Raw genomic sequence first — 14,141 nt, forward strand, 5'->3', positions numbered from 1 at the left:
AGAAATGATTTTAATGATTGATAACTACGATTCATTCACGTACAACTTGGTACAGTATTTGGGCGAGCTTGGGGAAGAGCTGGTTGTGAAACGCAATGACAGCATCACAATCGAAGAAATTGAAGAACTGTCTCCGGACTTTCTGATGATATCTCCCGGACCGTGCAGCCCTGATGAGGCGGGAATCAGTCTCGAAGCAATTAAACATTTCGCAGGGAAAATTCCTATTTTCGGTGTATGTCTCGGACATCAGTCCATCGCACAAGTGTTCGGCGGTGATGTTGTTAGGGCAGAACGGCTTATGCACGGGAAAACCTCGGATATCGAGCATGACGGCAAGACCATTTTTGAAGGGTTGAAAAACCCCCTTGTTGCGACGCGATACCACTCGCTGATCGTAAAACCTGAGACGCTGCCAAGCTGTTTTACAGTAACAGCACAAACGAAAGAAGGAGAAATCATGGCTATTCGCCACAATGACCTCCCGATAGAGGGCGTGCAATTTCACCCAGAGTCTATTATGACCTCCTTTGGGAAAGAAATGCTCAGAAATTTTATTGAGACATATCGCAAGGAAGTTATTGCGTGATGATATATGTGAACGGCCGGTATATGGAGGAGAAAGATGCAGTTCTTTCTCCTTTTGACCATGGGTTTTTATATGGGATCGGTGTTTTCGAAACCTTCAGGCTCTACGAAGGCTGTCCGTTTTTGCTTGATTGGCATATAGAAAGGCTTGAACGAGCGCTTAAGGACCTGCAAATCGAATATACTGTTTCAAAGCATGAGATCCTTGAGATGCTGGACAAGCTGCTTAAGCTAAATAATATCAAGGATGGCAATGCCCGCGTCAGACTGAACATATCAGCGGGACTCAGCGATAAAGGGTTTGTCGCCCAGACGTACGATAAGCCGACCGTTTTTTGCTTTATGAATCAGCTGAAACCAGAAAGTCTTCCTTTGCAAAAAGAAGGAAAGGTTTTATCGATACGGAGAAACACTCCAGAGGGATCGTTCCGGTTAAAATCACATCATTATCTAAATAATATGTATGCGAAACGTGAAATTGGAAATGATCCGCGTGTCGAGGGAATTTTCCTAACGGAGGATGGAGTTGTTGCAGAGGGTATCATATCTAATGTCTTCTGGAGAAAAGGTCGCTGTATCTATACGCCATCGCTTGATACCGGTATTCTGGACGGCGTCACGAGACGTTTTATCATAGAAAATGCAAAGAATATCGGCCTGGAGCTCAAAACGGGCCGATATGAGCTAGAAGCTCTCTTGACAGCTGACGAAGCGTGGATGACGAACTCGGTTCTTGAAATCATCCCGTTTACTAAAATAGAAGAAGTAAACTATGGAAGGCAAGGCGGAGAAGCAACCTCCGCTCTTCAATTGTTATACAAAAAAGAAATAAAGAACATGATTCATGAAAAGGGAGGAAGAGCATGGCGCAGCACACAATAGATCAAACACAAGTAATCCACACTAAGCCCAGCGCTTTATCATATAAAGAGAAGACGCTGGTGATGGGAATTTTAAACGTAACGCCTGACTCTTTCTCGGACGGCGGAAAATATGACAGCTTGGACAAGGCGCTGCTGCACGCGAAAGAGATGATCGATGATGGTGCCCATATCATTGATATCGGAGGGGAATCGACAAGGCCTGGCGCTGAGTGCGTATCTGAGGATGAGGAGATGTCCAGAGTCATTCCGGTGATTGAGCGGATTACGAAAGAGCTTGGTGTTCCTATTTCTGTAGACACGTACAAGGCTTCTGTCGCAGATGAAGCAGTGAAAGCCGGTGCATCCATTATCAATGATATTTGGGGAGCCAAACATGATCCGAAGATGGCTTCCGTTGCAGCTGATCATAATGTTCCAATTGTTCTCATGCATAACCGCCCTGAAAGAAACTACAATGACTTATTGCCGGATATGCTGTCGGACTTAATGGAGAGTGTAAAAATTGCTGTTGAGGCCGGAGTAGACGAGAAGAACATTATTCTTGATCCCGGTATCGGTTTCGCGAAAACCTATCACGATAACTTGGCAGTGATGAACAAACTAGAGATTTTCAGCGGATTGGGATATCCGGTTCTTCTGGCAACCTCCCGAAAAAGATTCATCGGACGTGTTCTGGATCTTCCGCCTGAGGAGCGGGCTGAGGGCACAGGCGCGACTGTGTGTCTCGGCATTCAAAAAGGCTGTGACATTGTCAGGGTCCATGATGTAAAGCAAATTGCCAGAATGGCGAAAATGATGGACGCGATGCTGAATAAGGGAGGGGTGCACCATGGATAAAGTTTATGTAGAAGGTATGGAGTTTTACGGATATCACGGTGTGTTCAAAGAAGAAAACAAACTTGGCCAGCGGTTTAAAGTCGATTTAACCGCTGAGCTGGATTTAAGCAAAGCCGGACAAACAGACGACCTTGAGCAAACGATCAACTATGCTGAGCTCTATCACGTATGTAAAGATATCGTGGAAGGGGAGCCTGTAAAATTGGTAGAAACGCTGGCGGAACGTATTGCTGGCACTGTTCTCGAAAAATTTCAGCCTGTTCAGCAATGTACGGTGAAAGTGATTAAGCCAGACCCGCCAATTCCCGGACACTATAAATCAGTAGCAATTGAAATTACGAGAAAAAAGTCATGAACAACATAGCTTATATTGCACTTGGATCTAATATTGGAGATAGAGAAACGTATTTAAGGCAAGCAGTGGCTTTACTGCATCAGCATGCTGCGGTGACAGTCACTAAAGTGTCGTCTATTTACGAAACTGACCCGGTCGGATACGAAGATCAAGCTCAATTTTTGAATATGGCTGTTGAAATCAAGACATCACTGAACCCTTTTGAACTACTTGAACTGACGCAGCAGATAGAAAATGAATTAGGCAGAACAAGGGAAGTAAGATGGGGGCCGCGGACGGCAGACCTTGACATTTTGTTATTTAATCGTGAAAATATTGAAACAGAGCAACTAATTGTTCCGCATCCGAGAATGTATGAGCGTTTGTTTGTCCTTGCGCCGCTTGCGGAAATTTGCCAGCAGGTTGAAAAAGAGGCTACAAGCGCCGAAACAGACCAAGAAGGTGTAAGAGTATGGAAGCAGAAATCTGGGGTAGACGAATTCGTGCATTCAGAAAGCTGAAAGGTTATACTCAAGAAGGTTTTGCAAAAGCATTAGGTATATCAGTTTCTATTCTCGGCGAAATTGAACGCGGAAACCGATTGCCGTCAGCTGCCATCATTCAAGATGCAGCTGATGTTTTAAATATAAGTGCGGACGAATTGGCGCCGCCAGAAAAATAGAACAAATGAAAGGAGGAGAAAAATTGTTCAAAATCGGAGATATTCAATTGAAAAACCGGGTTGTGCTCGCACCTATGGCTGGTGTCTGCAACTCTGCGTTCAGATTGACTGTAAAGGAATTCGGAGCCGGATTGGTATGCGCTGAAATGGTCAGTGACAAAGCGATCCTTTACAACAATGCAAGAACAATGGGTATGCTTTATATTGATGAACGCGAGAAACCACTGAGCCTTCAAATTTTCGGAGGAAAAAAGGAAACCCTTGTGGAAGCGGCGAAGTTTGTAGACCAAAACACAACTGCTGATATCATTGATATTAACATGGGATGTCCCGTGCCGAAGATTACAAAATGCGATGCGGGAGCCAAATGGCTTCTCGACCCTGATAAGATTTACGAAATGGTTTCTGCAGTAGTGGATGCTGTTAATAAACCAGTTACAGTGAAAATGAGAATGGGCTGGGATGAAGACCACATTTTCGCAGTGAAAAATGCACAGGCTGTAGAACGTGCGGGCGGTAAAGCAGTGGCGCTTCACGGCCGTACGAGAGTGCAGATGTACGAAGGAACGGCAAACTGGGATATCATCAAAGAAGTTAAACAATCAGTATCGATTCCGGTTATCGGAAACGGCGATGTTAAGACACCGCAGGATGCTAAGCGTATGCTCGATGAGACAGGAGTAGACGGGGTCATGATCGGACGCGCTGCATTGGGCAACCCGTGGATGATTTACCGTACGGTTCAGTATCTTGAAACAGGTGAATTAAAAGAAGAGCCGCAAGTACGCGAAAAAATGGCCGTATGCAAACTGCATCTTGACCGCCTGATTGACTTAAAAGGTGAAAACGTAGCGGTAAGAGAAATGAGAAAGCACGCTGCATGGTATCTGAAAGGCGTGAAAGGCAATGCGAACGTTCGTAATGAAATCAATCATTGCGAGACGAGAGAAGAGTTTGTACAGCTTTTAGATGCATTTACGGTTGAAGTTGAGGCAAAAGAGCTTCAAAATGCAAAAGTAGGATAATACTCACCTCTATTTGCTGCTCACTGCTAGTTTTACGCTGGCAGTTTTTCTGCTTTTTTCATGAAACAATATCTGTAATGGAGTGATAACAATGAGTCAAGAAGAGCATAACCATGAAGAATTGAATGATCAGCTGCAAGTCAGACGCGATAAAATGAATCAGCTGAGAGATAACGGCATCGATCCATTCGGCGCACGTTTTGAAAGAACTCATCAGTCTCAAGAAGTTATTTCGGCATATCAAGATCTAACCAAAGAAGAGTTAGAAGAAAAAGCGATTGAAGTTACAATCGCAGGCCGCATGATGACAAAACGCGGCAAAGGAAAAGCCGGCTTTGCCCATCTTCAGGATTTAGAAGGCCAAATCCAAATCTACGTAAGAAAAGACAGTGTCGGTGACGACCAATATGAAATCTTCAAGTCTTCTGACCTTGGTGATCTTATCGGCGTAACCGGAAAAGTCTTCAAAACAAATGTAGGCGAATTGTCTGTTAAAGCAACTTCCTTTGAATTGCTGACAAAAGCGCTTCGTCCGCTTCCTGACAAATACCATGGTTTAAAAGACGTTGAGCAGCGCTACCGTCAGCGCTACCTGGATCTTATCGTAAACCCAGACAGCAAACATACGTTCATTACACGAAGCAAGATCATTCAAGCTATGAGAAGATACCTTGATGATCATGGATACTTAGAAGTAGAAACACCTACAATGCACAGCATTCCTGGGGGAGCTTCTGCGCGTCCGTTTATCACTCACCACAACGCGTTAGACATTCCACTCTATATGCGTATTGCTATCGAACTGCACCTAAAACGTCTAATTGTCGGCGGTTTAGAAAAAGTATATGAAATCGGCCGTGTTTTCCGTAACGAAGGTGTCTCTACACGCCATAACCCTGAATTTACAATGATTGAGTTATATGAAGCATATGCGGACTATAAAGATATCATGAGCTTAACTGAAAACCTTGTCGCTCATATCGCCCAAGAAGTGCTTGGCACAACTACGATTCAATACGGGGAAGAGCAAATCGACCTTAAACCGGAGTGGAAAAGAATCCATATGGTTGACGCAGTCAAAGAAGCGACCGGCGTTGATTTCTGGGAAGAGGTTACTGTTGAACAGGCGCGTGAATATGCAAAAGAACATGGTGTAGAAATTAAAGATTCTATGACAGTAGGCCATATCATCAACGAATTCTTCGAGCAAAAAATTGAAGAAACGCTTATTCAGCCAACGTTTATTTACGGGCATCCTGTAGAAATTTCTCCTCTTGCTAAGAAAAACCCTGAGGACCCGCGTTTTACAGACCGTTTTGAGCTGTTTATCGTTGGCCGTGAACATGCTAACGCGTTTACAGAGCTGAATGATCCTATTGATCAAAGAGAACGCTTTGAAGCGCAATTAAAAGAGCGTGAAGCCGGTAATGATGAAGCTCATCTAATGGATGAAGACTTTGTTGAAGCTCTGGAATACGGTATGCCGCCAACAGGAGGTTTAGGCATCGGTATCGACCGTCTGGTTATGCTGCTGACGAATGCCCCTTCTATTCGCGATGTGCTGTTATTCCCGCAAATGAGACAACGCTAATAAAGAAGAGCGGTATCCTCCATAGGGAAAGGATGCCGCTCTTTTTAAATTCCTTAGTATTTCTTCAAAAAAACTATTGCACTATTATTTACTAGGTGGTATATTATTATTCGTTGCCGCTAAACAAGGCGATAACGAAAAAAAGAAATTCAAAAAAAGTTATTGACTTCACTGAGTCAACGAGTTATAATAATAAAGTCGCTTGAACGAAGTGAACAAAATGATCTTTGAAAACTAAACAAGACAAAACGTACCTGTTAATTCAGTTTTTAAAAATCGCACAGCGATGTGCGTAGTCAGTCAAACTACTTTATCGGAGAGTTTGATCCTGGCTCAGGACGAACGCTGGCGGCGTGCCTAATACATGCAAGTCGAGCGGACAGATGGGAGCTTGCTCCCTGATGTTAGCGGCGGACGGGTGAGTAACACGTGGGTAACCTGCCTGTAAGACTGGGATAACTCCGGGAAACCGGGGCTAATACCGGATGGTTGTTTGAACCGCATGGTTCAAACATAAAAGGTGGCTTCGGCTACCACTTACAGATGGACCCGCGGCGCATTAGCTAGTTGGTGAGGTAACGGCTCACCAAGGCGACGATGCGTAGCCGACCTGAGAGGGTGATCGGCCACACTGGGACTGAGACACGGCCCAGACTCCTACGGGAGGCAGCAGTAGGGAATCTTCCGCAATGGACGAAAGTCTGACGGAGCAACGCCGCGTGAGTGATGAAGGTTTTCGGATCGTAAAGCTCTGTTGTTAGGGAAGAACAAGTACCGTTCGAATAGGGCGGTACCTTGACGGTACCTAACCAGAAAGCCACGGCTAACTACGTGCCAGCAGCCGCGGTAATACGTAGGTGGCAAGCGTTGTCCGGAATTATTGGGCGTAAAGGGCTCGCAGGCGGTTTCTTAAGTCTGATGTGAAAGCCCCCGGCTCAACCGGGGAGGGTCATTGGAAACTGGGGAACTTGAGTGCAGAAGAGGAGAGTGGAATTCCACGTGTAGCGGTGAAATGCGTAGAGATGTGGAGGAACACCAGTGGCGAAGGCGACTCTCTGGTCTGTAACTGACGCTGAGGAGCGAAAGCGTGGGGAGCGAACAGGATTAGATACCCTGGTAGTCCACGCCGTAAACGATGAGTGCTAAGTGTTAGGGGGTTTCCGCCCCTTAGTGCTGCAGCTAACGCATTAAGCACTCCGCCTGGGGAGTACGGTCGCAAGACTGAAACTCAAAGGAATTGACGGGGGCCCGCACAAGCGGTGGAGCATGTGGTTTAATTCGAAGCAACGCGAAGAACCTTACCAGGTCTTGACATCCTCTGACAATCCTAGAGATAGGACGTCCCCTTCGGGGGCAGAGTGACAGGTGGTGCATGGTTGTCGTCAGCTCGTGTCGTGAGATGTTGGGTTAAGTCCCGCAACGAGCGCAACCCTTGATCTTAGTTGCCAGCATTCAGTTGGGCACTCTAAGGTGACTGCCGGTGACAAACCGGAGGAAGGTGGGGATGACGTCAAATCATCATGCCCCTTATGACCTGGGCTACACACGTGCTACAATGGACAGAACAAAGGGCAGCGAAACCGCGAGGTTAAGCCAATCCCACAAATCTGTTCTCAGTTCGGATCGCAGTCTGCAACTCGACTGCGTGAAGCTGGAATCGCTAGTAATCGCGGATCAGCATGCCGCGGTGAATACGTTCCCGGGCCTTGTACACACCGCCCGTCACACCACGAGAGTTTGTAACACCCGAAGTCGGTGAGGTAACCTTTTAGGAGCCAGCCGCCGAAGGTGGGACAGATGATTGGGGTGAAGTCGTAACAAGGTAGCCGTATCGGAAGGTGCGGCTGGATCACCTCCTTTCTAAGGATATTATACGGAATATAAGACCTTGGGTCTTATAAACAGAACGTTCCCTGTCTTGTTTAGTTTTGAAGGATCATTCCTTCGAAACGTGTTCTTTGAAAACTAGATAACAGTAGACATCACATTCAATTAGTAATACAAGATATCACATAGTGATTCTTTTTAACGGTTAAGTTAGAAAGGGCGCACGGTGGATGCCTTGGCACTAGGAGCCGATGAAGGACGGGACGAACACCGATATGCTTCGGGGAGCTGTAAGCAAGCTTTGATCCGGAGATTTCCGAATGGGGAAACCCACCACTCGTAATGGAGTGGTATCCATATCTGAATTCATAGGATATGAGAAGGCAGACCCGGGGAACTGAAACATCTAAGTACCCGGAGGAAGAGAAAGCAAATGCGATTCCCTGAGTAGCGGCGAGCGAAACGGGATTAGCCCAAACCAAGAGGCTTGCCTCTTGGGGTTGTAGGACACTCTGTACGGAGTTACAAAGGAACGAGGTAGATGAAGAGGTCTGGAAAGGCCCGCCATAGGAGGTAACAGCCCTGTAGTCAAAACTTCGTTCTCTCCTGAGTGGATCCTGAGTACGGCGGAACACGTGAAATTCCGTCGGAATCGGGGAGGACCATCTCCCAAGGCTAAATACTCCCTAGTGACCGATAGTGAACCAGTACCGTGAGGGAAAGGTGAAAAGCACCCCGGAAGGGGAGTGAAAGAGATCCTGAAACCGTGTGCCTACAAGTAGTCAGAGCCCGTTAACGGGTGATGGCGTGCCTTTTGTAGAATGAACCGGCGAGTTACGATCCCGTGCAAGGTTAAGCAGAAGATGCGGAGCCGCAGCGAAAGCGAGTCTGAATAGGGCGCATGAGTACGTGGTCGTAGACCCGAAACCAGGTGATCTACCCATGTCCAGGGTGAAGTTCAGGTAACACTGAATGGAGGCCCGAACCCACGCACGTTGAAAAGTGCGGGGATGAGGTGTGGGTAGGGGTGAAATGCCAATCGAACCTGGAGATAGCTGGTTCTCTCCGAAATAGCTTTAGGGCTAGCCTCAAGGTAAGAGTCTTGGAGGTAGAGCACTGATTGGACTAGGGGCCCCTACCGGGTTACCGAATTCAGTCAAACTCCGAATGCCAATGACTTATCCTTGGGAGTCAGACTGCGAGTGATAAGATCCGTAGTCGAAAGGGAAACAGCCCAGACCGCCAGCTAAGGTCCCAAAGTATACGTTAAGTGGAAAAGGATGTGGAGTTGCTTAGACAACCAGGATGTTGGCTTAGAAGCAGCCACCATTTAAAGAGTGCGTAATAGCTCACTGGTCGAGTGACTCTGCGCCGAAAATGTACCGGGGCTAAACGTATCACCGAAGCTGCGGACTGTTCTTCGAACAGTGGTAGGAGAGCGTTCTAAGGGCTGTGAAGCCAGACCGGAAGGACTGGTGGAGCGCTTAGAAGTGAGAATGCCGGTATGAGTAGCGAAAGAGGGGTGAGAATCCCCTCCACCGAATGCCTAAGGTTTCCTGAGGAAGGCTCGTCCGCTCAGGGTTAGTCGGGACCTAAGCCGAGGCCGAAAGGCGTAGGCGATGGACAACAGGTTGATATTCCTGTACCACCTCCTCACCATTTGAGCAATGGGGGGACGCAGGAGGATAGGGTAAGCGCGGTATTGGATATCCGCGTCCAAGCAGTTAGGCTGGGAAATAGGCAAATCCGTTTCCCATAAGGCTGAGCTGTGATGGCGAGCGAAATATAGTAGCGAAGTTCCTGATTCCACACTGCCAAGAAAAGCCTCTAGCGAGGTGAGAGGTGCCCGTACCGCAAACCGACACAGGTAGGCGAGGAGAGAATCCTAAGGTGATCGAGAGAACTCTCGTTAAGGAACTCGGCAAAATGACCCCGTAACTTCGGGAGAAGGGGTGCTCTGTTAGGGTGCAAGCCCGAGAGAGCCGCAGTGAATAGGCCCAGGCGACTGTTTAGCAAAAACACAGGTCTCTGCGAAGCCGTAAGGCGAAGTATAGGGGCTGACGCCTGCCCGGTGCTGGAAGGTTAAGAGGAGCGCTTAGCGTAAGCGAAGGTGCGAATTGAAGCCCCAGTAAACGGCGGCCGTAACTATAACGGTCCTAAGGTAGCGAAATTCCTTGTCGGGTAAGTTCCGACCCGCACGAAAGGCGCAACGATCTGGGCACTGTCTCAACGAGAGACTCGGTGAAATTATAGTACCTGTGAAGATGCAGGTTACCCGCGACAGGACGGAAAGACCCCGTGGAGCTTTACTGCAGCCTGATATTGAATGTTGGTACAGCTTGTACAGGATAGGTAGGAGCCTTGGAAACCGGAGCGCCAGCTTCGGTGGAGGCATCGGTGGGATACTACCCTGGCTGTATTGACCTTCTAACCCGCCGCCCTTATCGGGCGGGGAGACAGTGTCAGGTGGGCAGTTTGACTGGGGCGGTCGCCTCCTAAAAGGTAACGGAGGCGCCCAAAGGTTCCCTCAGAATGGTTGGAAATCATTCGCAGAGTGTAAAGGCACAAGGGAGCTTGACTGCGAGACCTACAAGTCGAGCAGGGACGAAAGTCGGGCTTAGTGATCCGGTGGTTCCGCATGGAAGGGCCATCGCTCAACGGATAAAAGCTACCCCGGGGATAACAGGCTTATCTCCCCCAAGAGTCCACATCGACGGGGAGGTTTGGCACCTCGATGTCGGCTCATCGCATCCTGGGGCTGTAGTCGGTCCCAAGGGTTGGGCTGTTCGCCCATTAAAGCGGTACGCGAGCTGGGTTCAGAACGTCGTGAGACAGTTCGGTCCCTATCCGTCGCGGGCGCAGGAAATTTGAGAGGAGCTGTCCTTAGTACGAGAGGACCGGGATGGACGCACCGCTGGTGTACCAGTTGTTCTGCCAAGGGCATCGCTGGGTAGCTATGTGCGGACGGGATAAGTGCTGAAAGCATCTAAGCATGAAGCCCCCCTCAAGATGAGATTTCCCATTCCGCAAGGAAGTAAGATCCCTGAAAGATGATCAGGTTGATAGGTCTGAGGTGGAAGTGTGGCGACACATGGAGCTGACAGATACTAATCGATCGAGGACTTAACCATATTTTTGAATGATGCCACATCTGTTATCTAGTTTTGAGAGAACACTCTCAATTTGTTTGGTGGCGATAGCGAAGAGGTCACACCCGTTCCCATACCGAACACGGAAGTTAAGCTCTTCAGCGCCGATGGTAGTCGGGGGTTTCCCCCTGTGAGAGTAGGACGCCGCCAAGCAATTGCACGTTAGTGCAATTATGGAGGATTAGCTCAGCTGGGAGAGCATCTGCCTTACAAGCAGAGGGTCGGCGGTTCGAGCCCGTCATCCTCCACCATTATGCCGGTGTAGCTCAATTGGTAGAGCAACTGACTTGTAATCAGTAGGTTGGGGGTTCAAGTCCTCTTGCCGGCACCACTTTTATATGATATAATACTCAAGTCTCTTGTAGAAGAGCCATTAGCTCAGTTGGTAGAGCATCTGACTTTTAATCAGAGGGTCGAAGGTTCGAGTCCTTCATGGCTCACCATTTTACGCGGGTGTGGCGGAATTGGCAGACGCGCTAGACTTAGGATCTAGTGTCTTTATGACGTGGGGGTTCAAGTCCCTTCACCCGCATTATATAGGATAACAGTTAGAAAAACTGGACATCCTGTCTGCGGAAGTAGTTCAGTGGTAGAACACCACCTTGCCAAGGTGGGGGTCGCGGGTTCGAATCCCGTCTTCCGCTCCAACTATACCATCCACGCCGGGGTGGTGGAATTGGCAGACACACAGGACTTAAAATCCTGCGGTAGGTGACTACCGTGCCGGTTCAAGTCCGGCCCTCGGCATTATGTTTTGCGCCCGTAGCTCAATTGGATAGAGCGTTTGACTACGGATCAAAAGGTTAGGGGTTCGACTCCTCTCGGGCGCGCCATATCTTTTAATAGAATAGATGGGAAATCGGGAAGTAGCTCAGCTTGGTAGAGCACATGGTTTGGGACCATGGGGTCGCAGGTTCGAATCCTGTCTTCCCGACCATTTTTTATGGGGCCTTAGCTCAGCTGGGAGAGCGCCTGCTTTGCACGCAGGAGGTCAGCGGTTCGATCCCGCTAGGCTCCACCAAAAGTTTTTAAAAAAAGTTGTTGACTTTGAAGAAGTGACGTTGTATACTAATAAAGTTGCTTTAACAAAGCGGACAAACAAAATGATCTTTGAAAACTAAACAAGACAAAACGTACCTGTTAATTCAGTTTTTAAAAATCGCACAGCGATGTGCGTAGTCAGTCAAACTACTTTATCGGAGAGTTTGATCCTGGCTCAGGACGAACGCTGGCGGCGTGCCTAATACATGCAAGTCGAGCGGACAGATGGGAGCTTGCTCCCTGATGTTAGCGGCGGACGGGTGAGTAACACGTGGGTAACCTGCCTGTAAGACTGGGATAACTCCGGGAAACCGGGGCTAATACCGGATGGTTGTTTGAACCGCATGGTTCAAACATAAAAGGTGGCTTCGGCTACCACTTACAGATGGACCCGCGGCGCATTAGCTAGTTGGTGAGGTAACGGCTCACCAAGGCGACGATGCGTAGCCGACCTGAGAGGGTGATCGGCCACACTGGGACTGAGACACGGCCCAGACTCCTACGGGAGGCAGCAGTAGGGAATCTTCCGCAATGGACGAAAGTCTGACGGAGCAACGCCGCGTGAGTGATGAAGGTTTTCGGATCGTAAAGCTCTGTTGTTAGGGAAGAACAAGTACCGTTCGAATAGGGCGGTACCTTGACGGTACCTAACCAGAAAGCCACGGCTAACTACGTGCCAGCAGCCGCGGTAATACGTAGGTGGCAAGCGTTGTCCGGAATTATTGGGCGTAAAGGGCTCGCAGGCGGTTTCTTAAGTCTGATGTGAAAGCCCCCGGCTCAACCGGGGAGGGTCATTGGAAACTGGGGAACTTGAGTGCAGAAGAGGAGAGTGGAATTCCACGTGTAGCGGTGAAATGCGTAGAGATGTGGAGGAACACCAGTGGCGAAGGCGACTCTCTGGTCTGTAACTGACGCTGAGGAGCGAAAGCGTGGGGAGCGAACAGGATTAGATACCCTGGTAGTCCACGCCGTAAACGATGAGTGCTAAGTGTTAGGGGGTTTCCGCCCCTTAGTGCTGCAGCTAACGCATTAAGCACTCCGCCTGGGGAGTACGGTCGCAAGACTGAAACTCAAAGGAATTGACGGGGGCCCGCACAAGCGGTGGAGCATGTGGTTTAATTCGAAGCAACGCGAAGAACCTTACCAGGTCTTGACATCCTCTGACAATCCTAGAGATAGGACGTCCCCTTCGGGGGCAGAGTGACAGGTGGTGCATGGTTGTCGTCAGCTCGTGTCGTGAGATGTTGGGTTAAGTCCCGCAACGAGCGCAACCCTTGATCTTAGTTGCCAGCATTCAGTTGGGCACTCTAAGGTGACTGCCGGTGACAAACCGGAGGAAGGTGGGGATGACGTCAAATCATCATGCCCCTTATGACCTGGGCTACACACGTGCTACAATGGACAGAACAAAGGGCAGCGAAACCGCGAGGTTAAGCCAATCCCACAAATCTGTTCTCAGTTCGGATCGCAGTCTGCAACTCGACTGCGTGAAGCTGGAATCGCTAGTAATCGCGGATCAGCATGCCGCGGTGAATACGTTCCCGGGCCTTGTACACACCGCCCGTCACACCACGAGAGTTTGTAACACCCGAAGTCGGTGAGGTAACCTTTTAGGAGCCAGCCGCCGAAGGTGGGACAGATGATTGGGGTGAAGTCGTAACAAGGTAGCCGTATCGGAAGGTGCGGCTGGATCACCTCCTTTCTAAGGATATTATACGGAATATAAGACCTTGGGTCTTATAAACAGAACGTTCCCTGTCTTGTTTAGTTTTGAAGGATCATTCCTTCGAAACGTGTTCTTTGAAAACTAGATAACAGTAGACATCACATTCAATTAGTAACACAAGATATCACATAGTGATTCTTTTTAACGGTTAAGTTAGAAAGGGCGCACGGTGGATGCCTTGGCACTAGGAGCCGATGAAGGACGGGACGAACACCGATATGCTTCGGGGAGCTGTAAGCAAGCTTTGATCCGGAGATTTCCGAATGGGGAAACCCACCACTCGTAATGGAGTGGTATCCATATCTGAATTCATAGGATATGAGAAGGCAGACCCGGGGAACTGAAACATCTAAGTACCCGGAGGAAGAGAAAGCAAATGCGATTCCCTGAGTAGCGGCGAGCGAAACGGGATTAGCCCAAACCAAGAGGCTTGCCTCTTGGGGTTGTAGGACACTCT

The 14,141-nt window shown here is 48.7% G+C and carries 8 protein-coding genes, 9 tRNA genes and 5 rRNA genes (1 of these 22 cut by a window edge); all 22 read left to right on the forward strand.

The genetic code is table 11. From position 1 onward, the window contains the following. The first annotated feature begins 4 nt into the window (after window positions 1-4). A complete protein-coding gene (pabA, locus tag M1D65_RS00445) occupies window positions 5-589 on the forward strand; it encodes an aminodeoxychorismate/anthranilate synthase component II (protein ID WP_014475585.1) in 585 nt (194 codons plus the stop codon). Further along, on the forward strand, window positions 589-1,470 hold the full coding sequence (gene pabC, locus M1D65_RS00450) for an aminodeoxychorismate lyase (protein WP_456270863.1): 882 nt from the start codon (window positions 589-591) through the stop codon (window positions 1,468-1,470). Before pabA ends, pabC begins: the two co-directional genes overlap by 1 nt. Beyond that, the gene (folP, locus tag M1D65_RS00455; RefSeq protein WP_049140516.1) at window positions 1,452-2,309 is read left to right on the forward strand and encodes a dihydropteroate synthase; all 858 of its coding nucleotides are present in this window, start codon (window positions 1,452-1,454) and stop codon (window positions 2,307-2,309) included. Before pabC ends, folP begins: the two co-directional genes overlap by 19 nt. Next, on the forward strand, window positions 2,302-2,664 hold the full coding sequence (gene folB / locus M1D65_RS00460; protein WP_014478613.1) for a dihydroneopterin aldolase: 363 nt from the start codon (window positions 2,302-2,304) through the stop codon (window positions 2,662-2,664). The genes folP and folB overlap by 8 nt, the downstream gene beginning before the upstream one ends. Then, a complete protein-coding gene (gene folK / locus M1D65_RS00465; protein WP_003242690.1) occupies window positions 2,661-3,164 on the forward strand; it encodes a 2-amino-4-hydroxy-6-hydroxymethyldihydropteridine diphosphokinase in 504 nt (167 codons plus the stop codon). Before folB ends, folK begins: the two co-directional genes overlap by 4 nt. Beyond that, entirely contained in the window at window positions 3,116-3,325 is a 210-nt protein-coding gene (locus M1D65_RS00470; RefSeq protein WP_003226678.1) for a helix-turn-helix domain-containing protein, read from the forward strand. Before folK ends, M1D65_RS00470 begins: the two co-directional genes overlap by 49 nt. A 23-nt stretch (window positions 3,326-3,348) precedes the next feature. Next, a complete protein-coding gene (gene dusB, locus M1D65_RS00475; RefSeq protein WP_014475588.1) occupies window positions 3,349-4,350 on the forward strand; it encodes a tRNA dihydrouridine synthase DusB in 1,002 nt (333 codons plus the stop codon). A gap of 91 nt (window positions 4,351-4,441) precedes the next feature. Further along, complete coding sequence (lysS, locus tag M1D65_RS00480; RefSeq protein ID WP_003226674.1) at window positions 4,442-5,941, forward strand: lysine--tRNA ligase; 1,500 nt, start codon at window positions 4,442-4,444, stop codon at window positions 5,939-5,941. A gap of 310 nt (window positions 5,942-6,251) precedes the next feature. After that, window positions 6,252-7,801 (forward strand): 16S ribosomal RNA (locus M1D65_RS00485). A 170-nt stretch (window positions 7,802-7,971) separates the two neighbouring features. Next, window positions 7,972-10,899, forward strand: a 23S ribosomal RNA gene (locus tag M1D65_RS00490). 55 nt (window positions 10,900-10,954) lie between these two features. Beyond that, window positions 10,955-11,070 (forward strand): 5S ribosomal RNA (gene rrf, locus M1D65_RS00495). 22 nt (window positions 11,071-11,092) lie between these two features. Then, window positions 11,093-11,168: transfer RNA gene (locus tag M1D65_RS00500), tRNA-Val, on the forward strand. 4 nt (window positions 11,169-11,172) lie between these two features. Then, window positions 11,173-11,248 (forward strand) — tRNA-Thr (locus tag M1D65_RS00505). Window positions 11,249-11,284: 36 nt separating this feature from the next. Next, window positions 11,285-11,360 (forward strand) — tRNA-Lys (locus M1D65_RS00510). A 6-nt stretch (window positions 11,361-11,366) separates the two neighbouring features. Beyond that, window positions 11,367-11,449, forward strand: a tRNA-Leu gene (locus M1D65_RS00515). Window positions 11,450-11,489: 40 nt separating this feature from the next. Continuing rightward, window positions 11,490-11,564 (forward strand) — tRNA-Gly (locus M1D65_RS00520). Window positions 11,565-11,578: 14 nt separating this feature from the next. Beyond that, a tRNA-Leu gene (locus M1D65_RS00525) sits at window positions 11,579-11,664 on the forward strand. 9 nt (window positions 11,665-11,673) lie between these two features. Beyond that, window positions 11,674-11,750 (forward strand) — tRNA-Arg (locus M1D65_RS00530). 27 nt (window positions 11,751-11,777) lie between these two features. Continuing rightward, a tRNA-Pro gene (locus M1D65_RS00535) sits at window positions 11,778-11,854 on the forward strand. Between the two features lie 8 nt (window positions 11,855-11,862). Further along, window positions 11,863-11,938, forward strand: a tRNA-Ala gene (locus M1D65_RS00540). A 172-nt stretch (window positions 11,939-12,110) separates the two neighbouring features. Further along, a 16S ribosomal RNA gene (locus tag M1D65_RS00545) occupies window positions 12,111-13,660 on the forward strand. A 170-nt stretch (window positions 13,661-13,830) separates the two neighbouring features. Further along, window positions 13,831-14,141: ribosomal RNA gene (locus tag M1D65_RS00550) — 23S ribosomal RNA — on the forward strand; it runs 2,617 nt beyond the window's last position. Together the 16S, 23S and 5S rRNA genes with 9 tRNA genes alongside form the textbook arrangement of a ribosomal RNA operon.

The organism is Bacillus sp. JZ39, assembly GCF_053903145.1.

Excerpts from the sequence above, each read along its gene's own strand:
- lysS (WP_003226674.1), top strand. The coding sequence starts at position 4,442 with ATGAGTCAAGAAGAGCATAACCATGAAGAATTGAATGATCAGCTGCAA.
- M1D65_RS00470 (WP_003226678.1), top strand. The coding sequence starts at position 3,116 with ATGGAAGCAGAAATCTGGGGTAGACGAATTCGTGCATTCAGAAAGCTG.
- folP (WP_049140516.1), top strand. The coding sequence starts at position 1,452 with ATGGCGCAGCACACAATAGATCAAACACAAGTAATCCACACTAAGCCC.
- pabA (WP_014475585.1), top strand. The coding sequence starts at position 5 with ATGATTTTAATGATTGATAACTACGATTCATTCACGTACAACTTGGTA.
- folB (WP_014478613.1), top strand. The coding sequence starts at position 2,302 with ATGGATAAAGTTTATGTAGAAGGTATGGAGTTTTACGGATATCACGGT.
- folK (WP_003242690.1), top strand. The coding sequence starts at position 2,661 with ATGAACAACATAGCTTATATTGCACTTGGATCTAATATTGGAGATAGA.
- pabC (WP_456270863.1), top strand. The coding sequence starts at position 589 with ATGATATATGTGAACGGCCGGTATATGGAGGAGAAAGATGCAGTTCTT.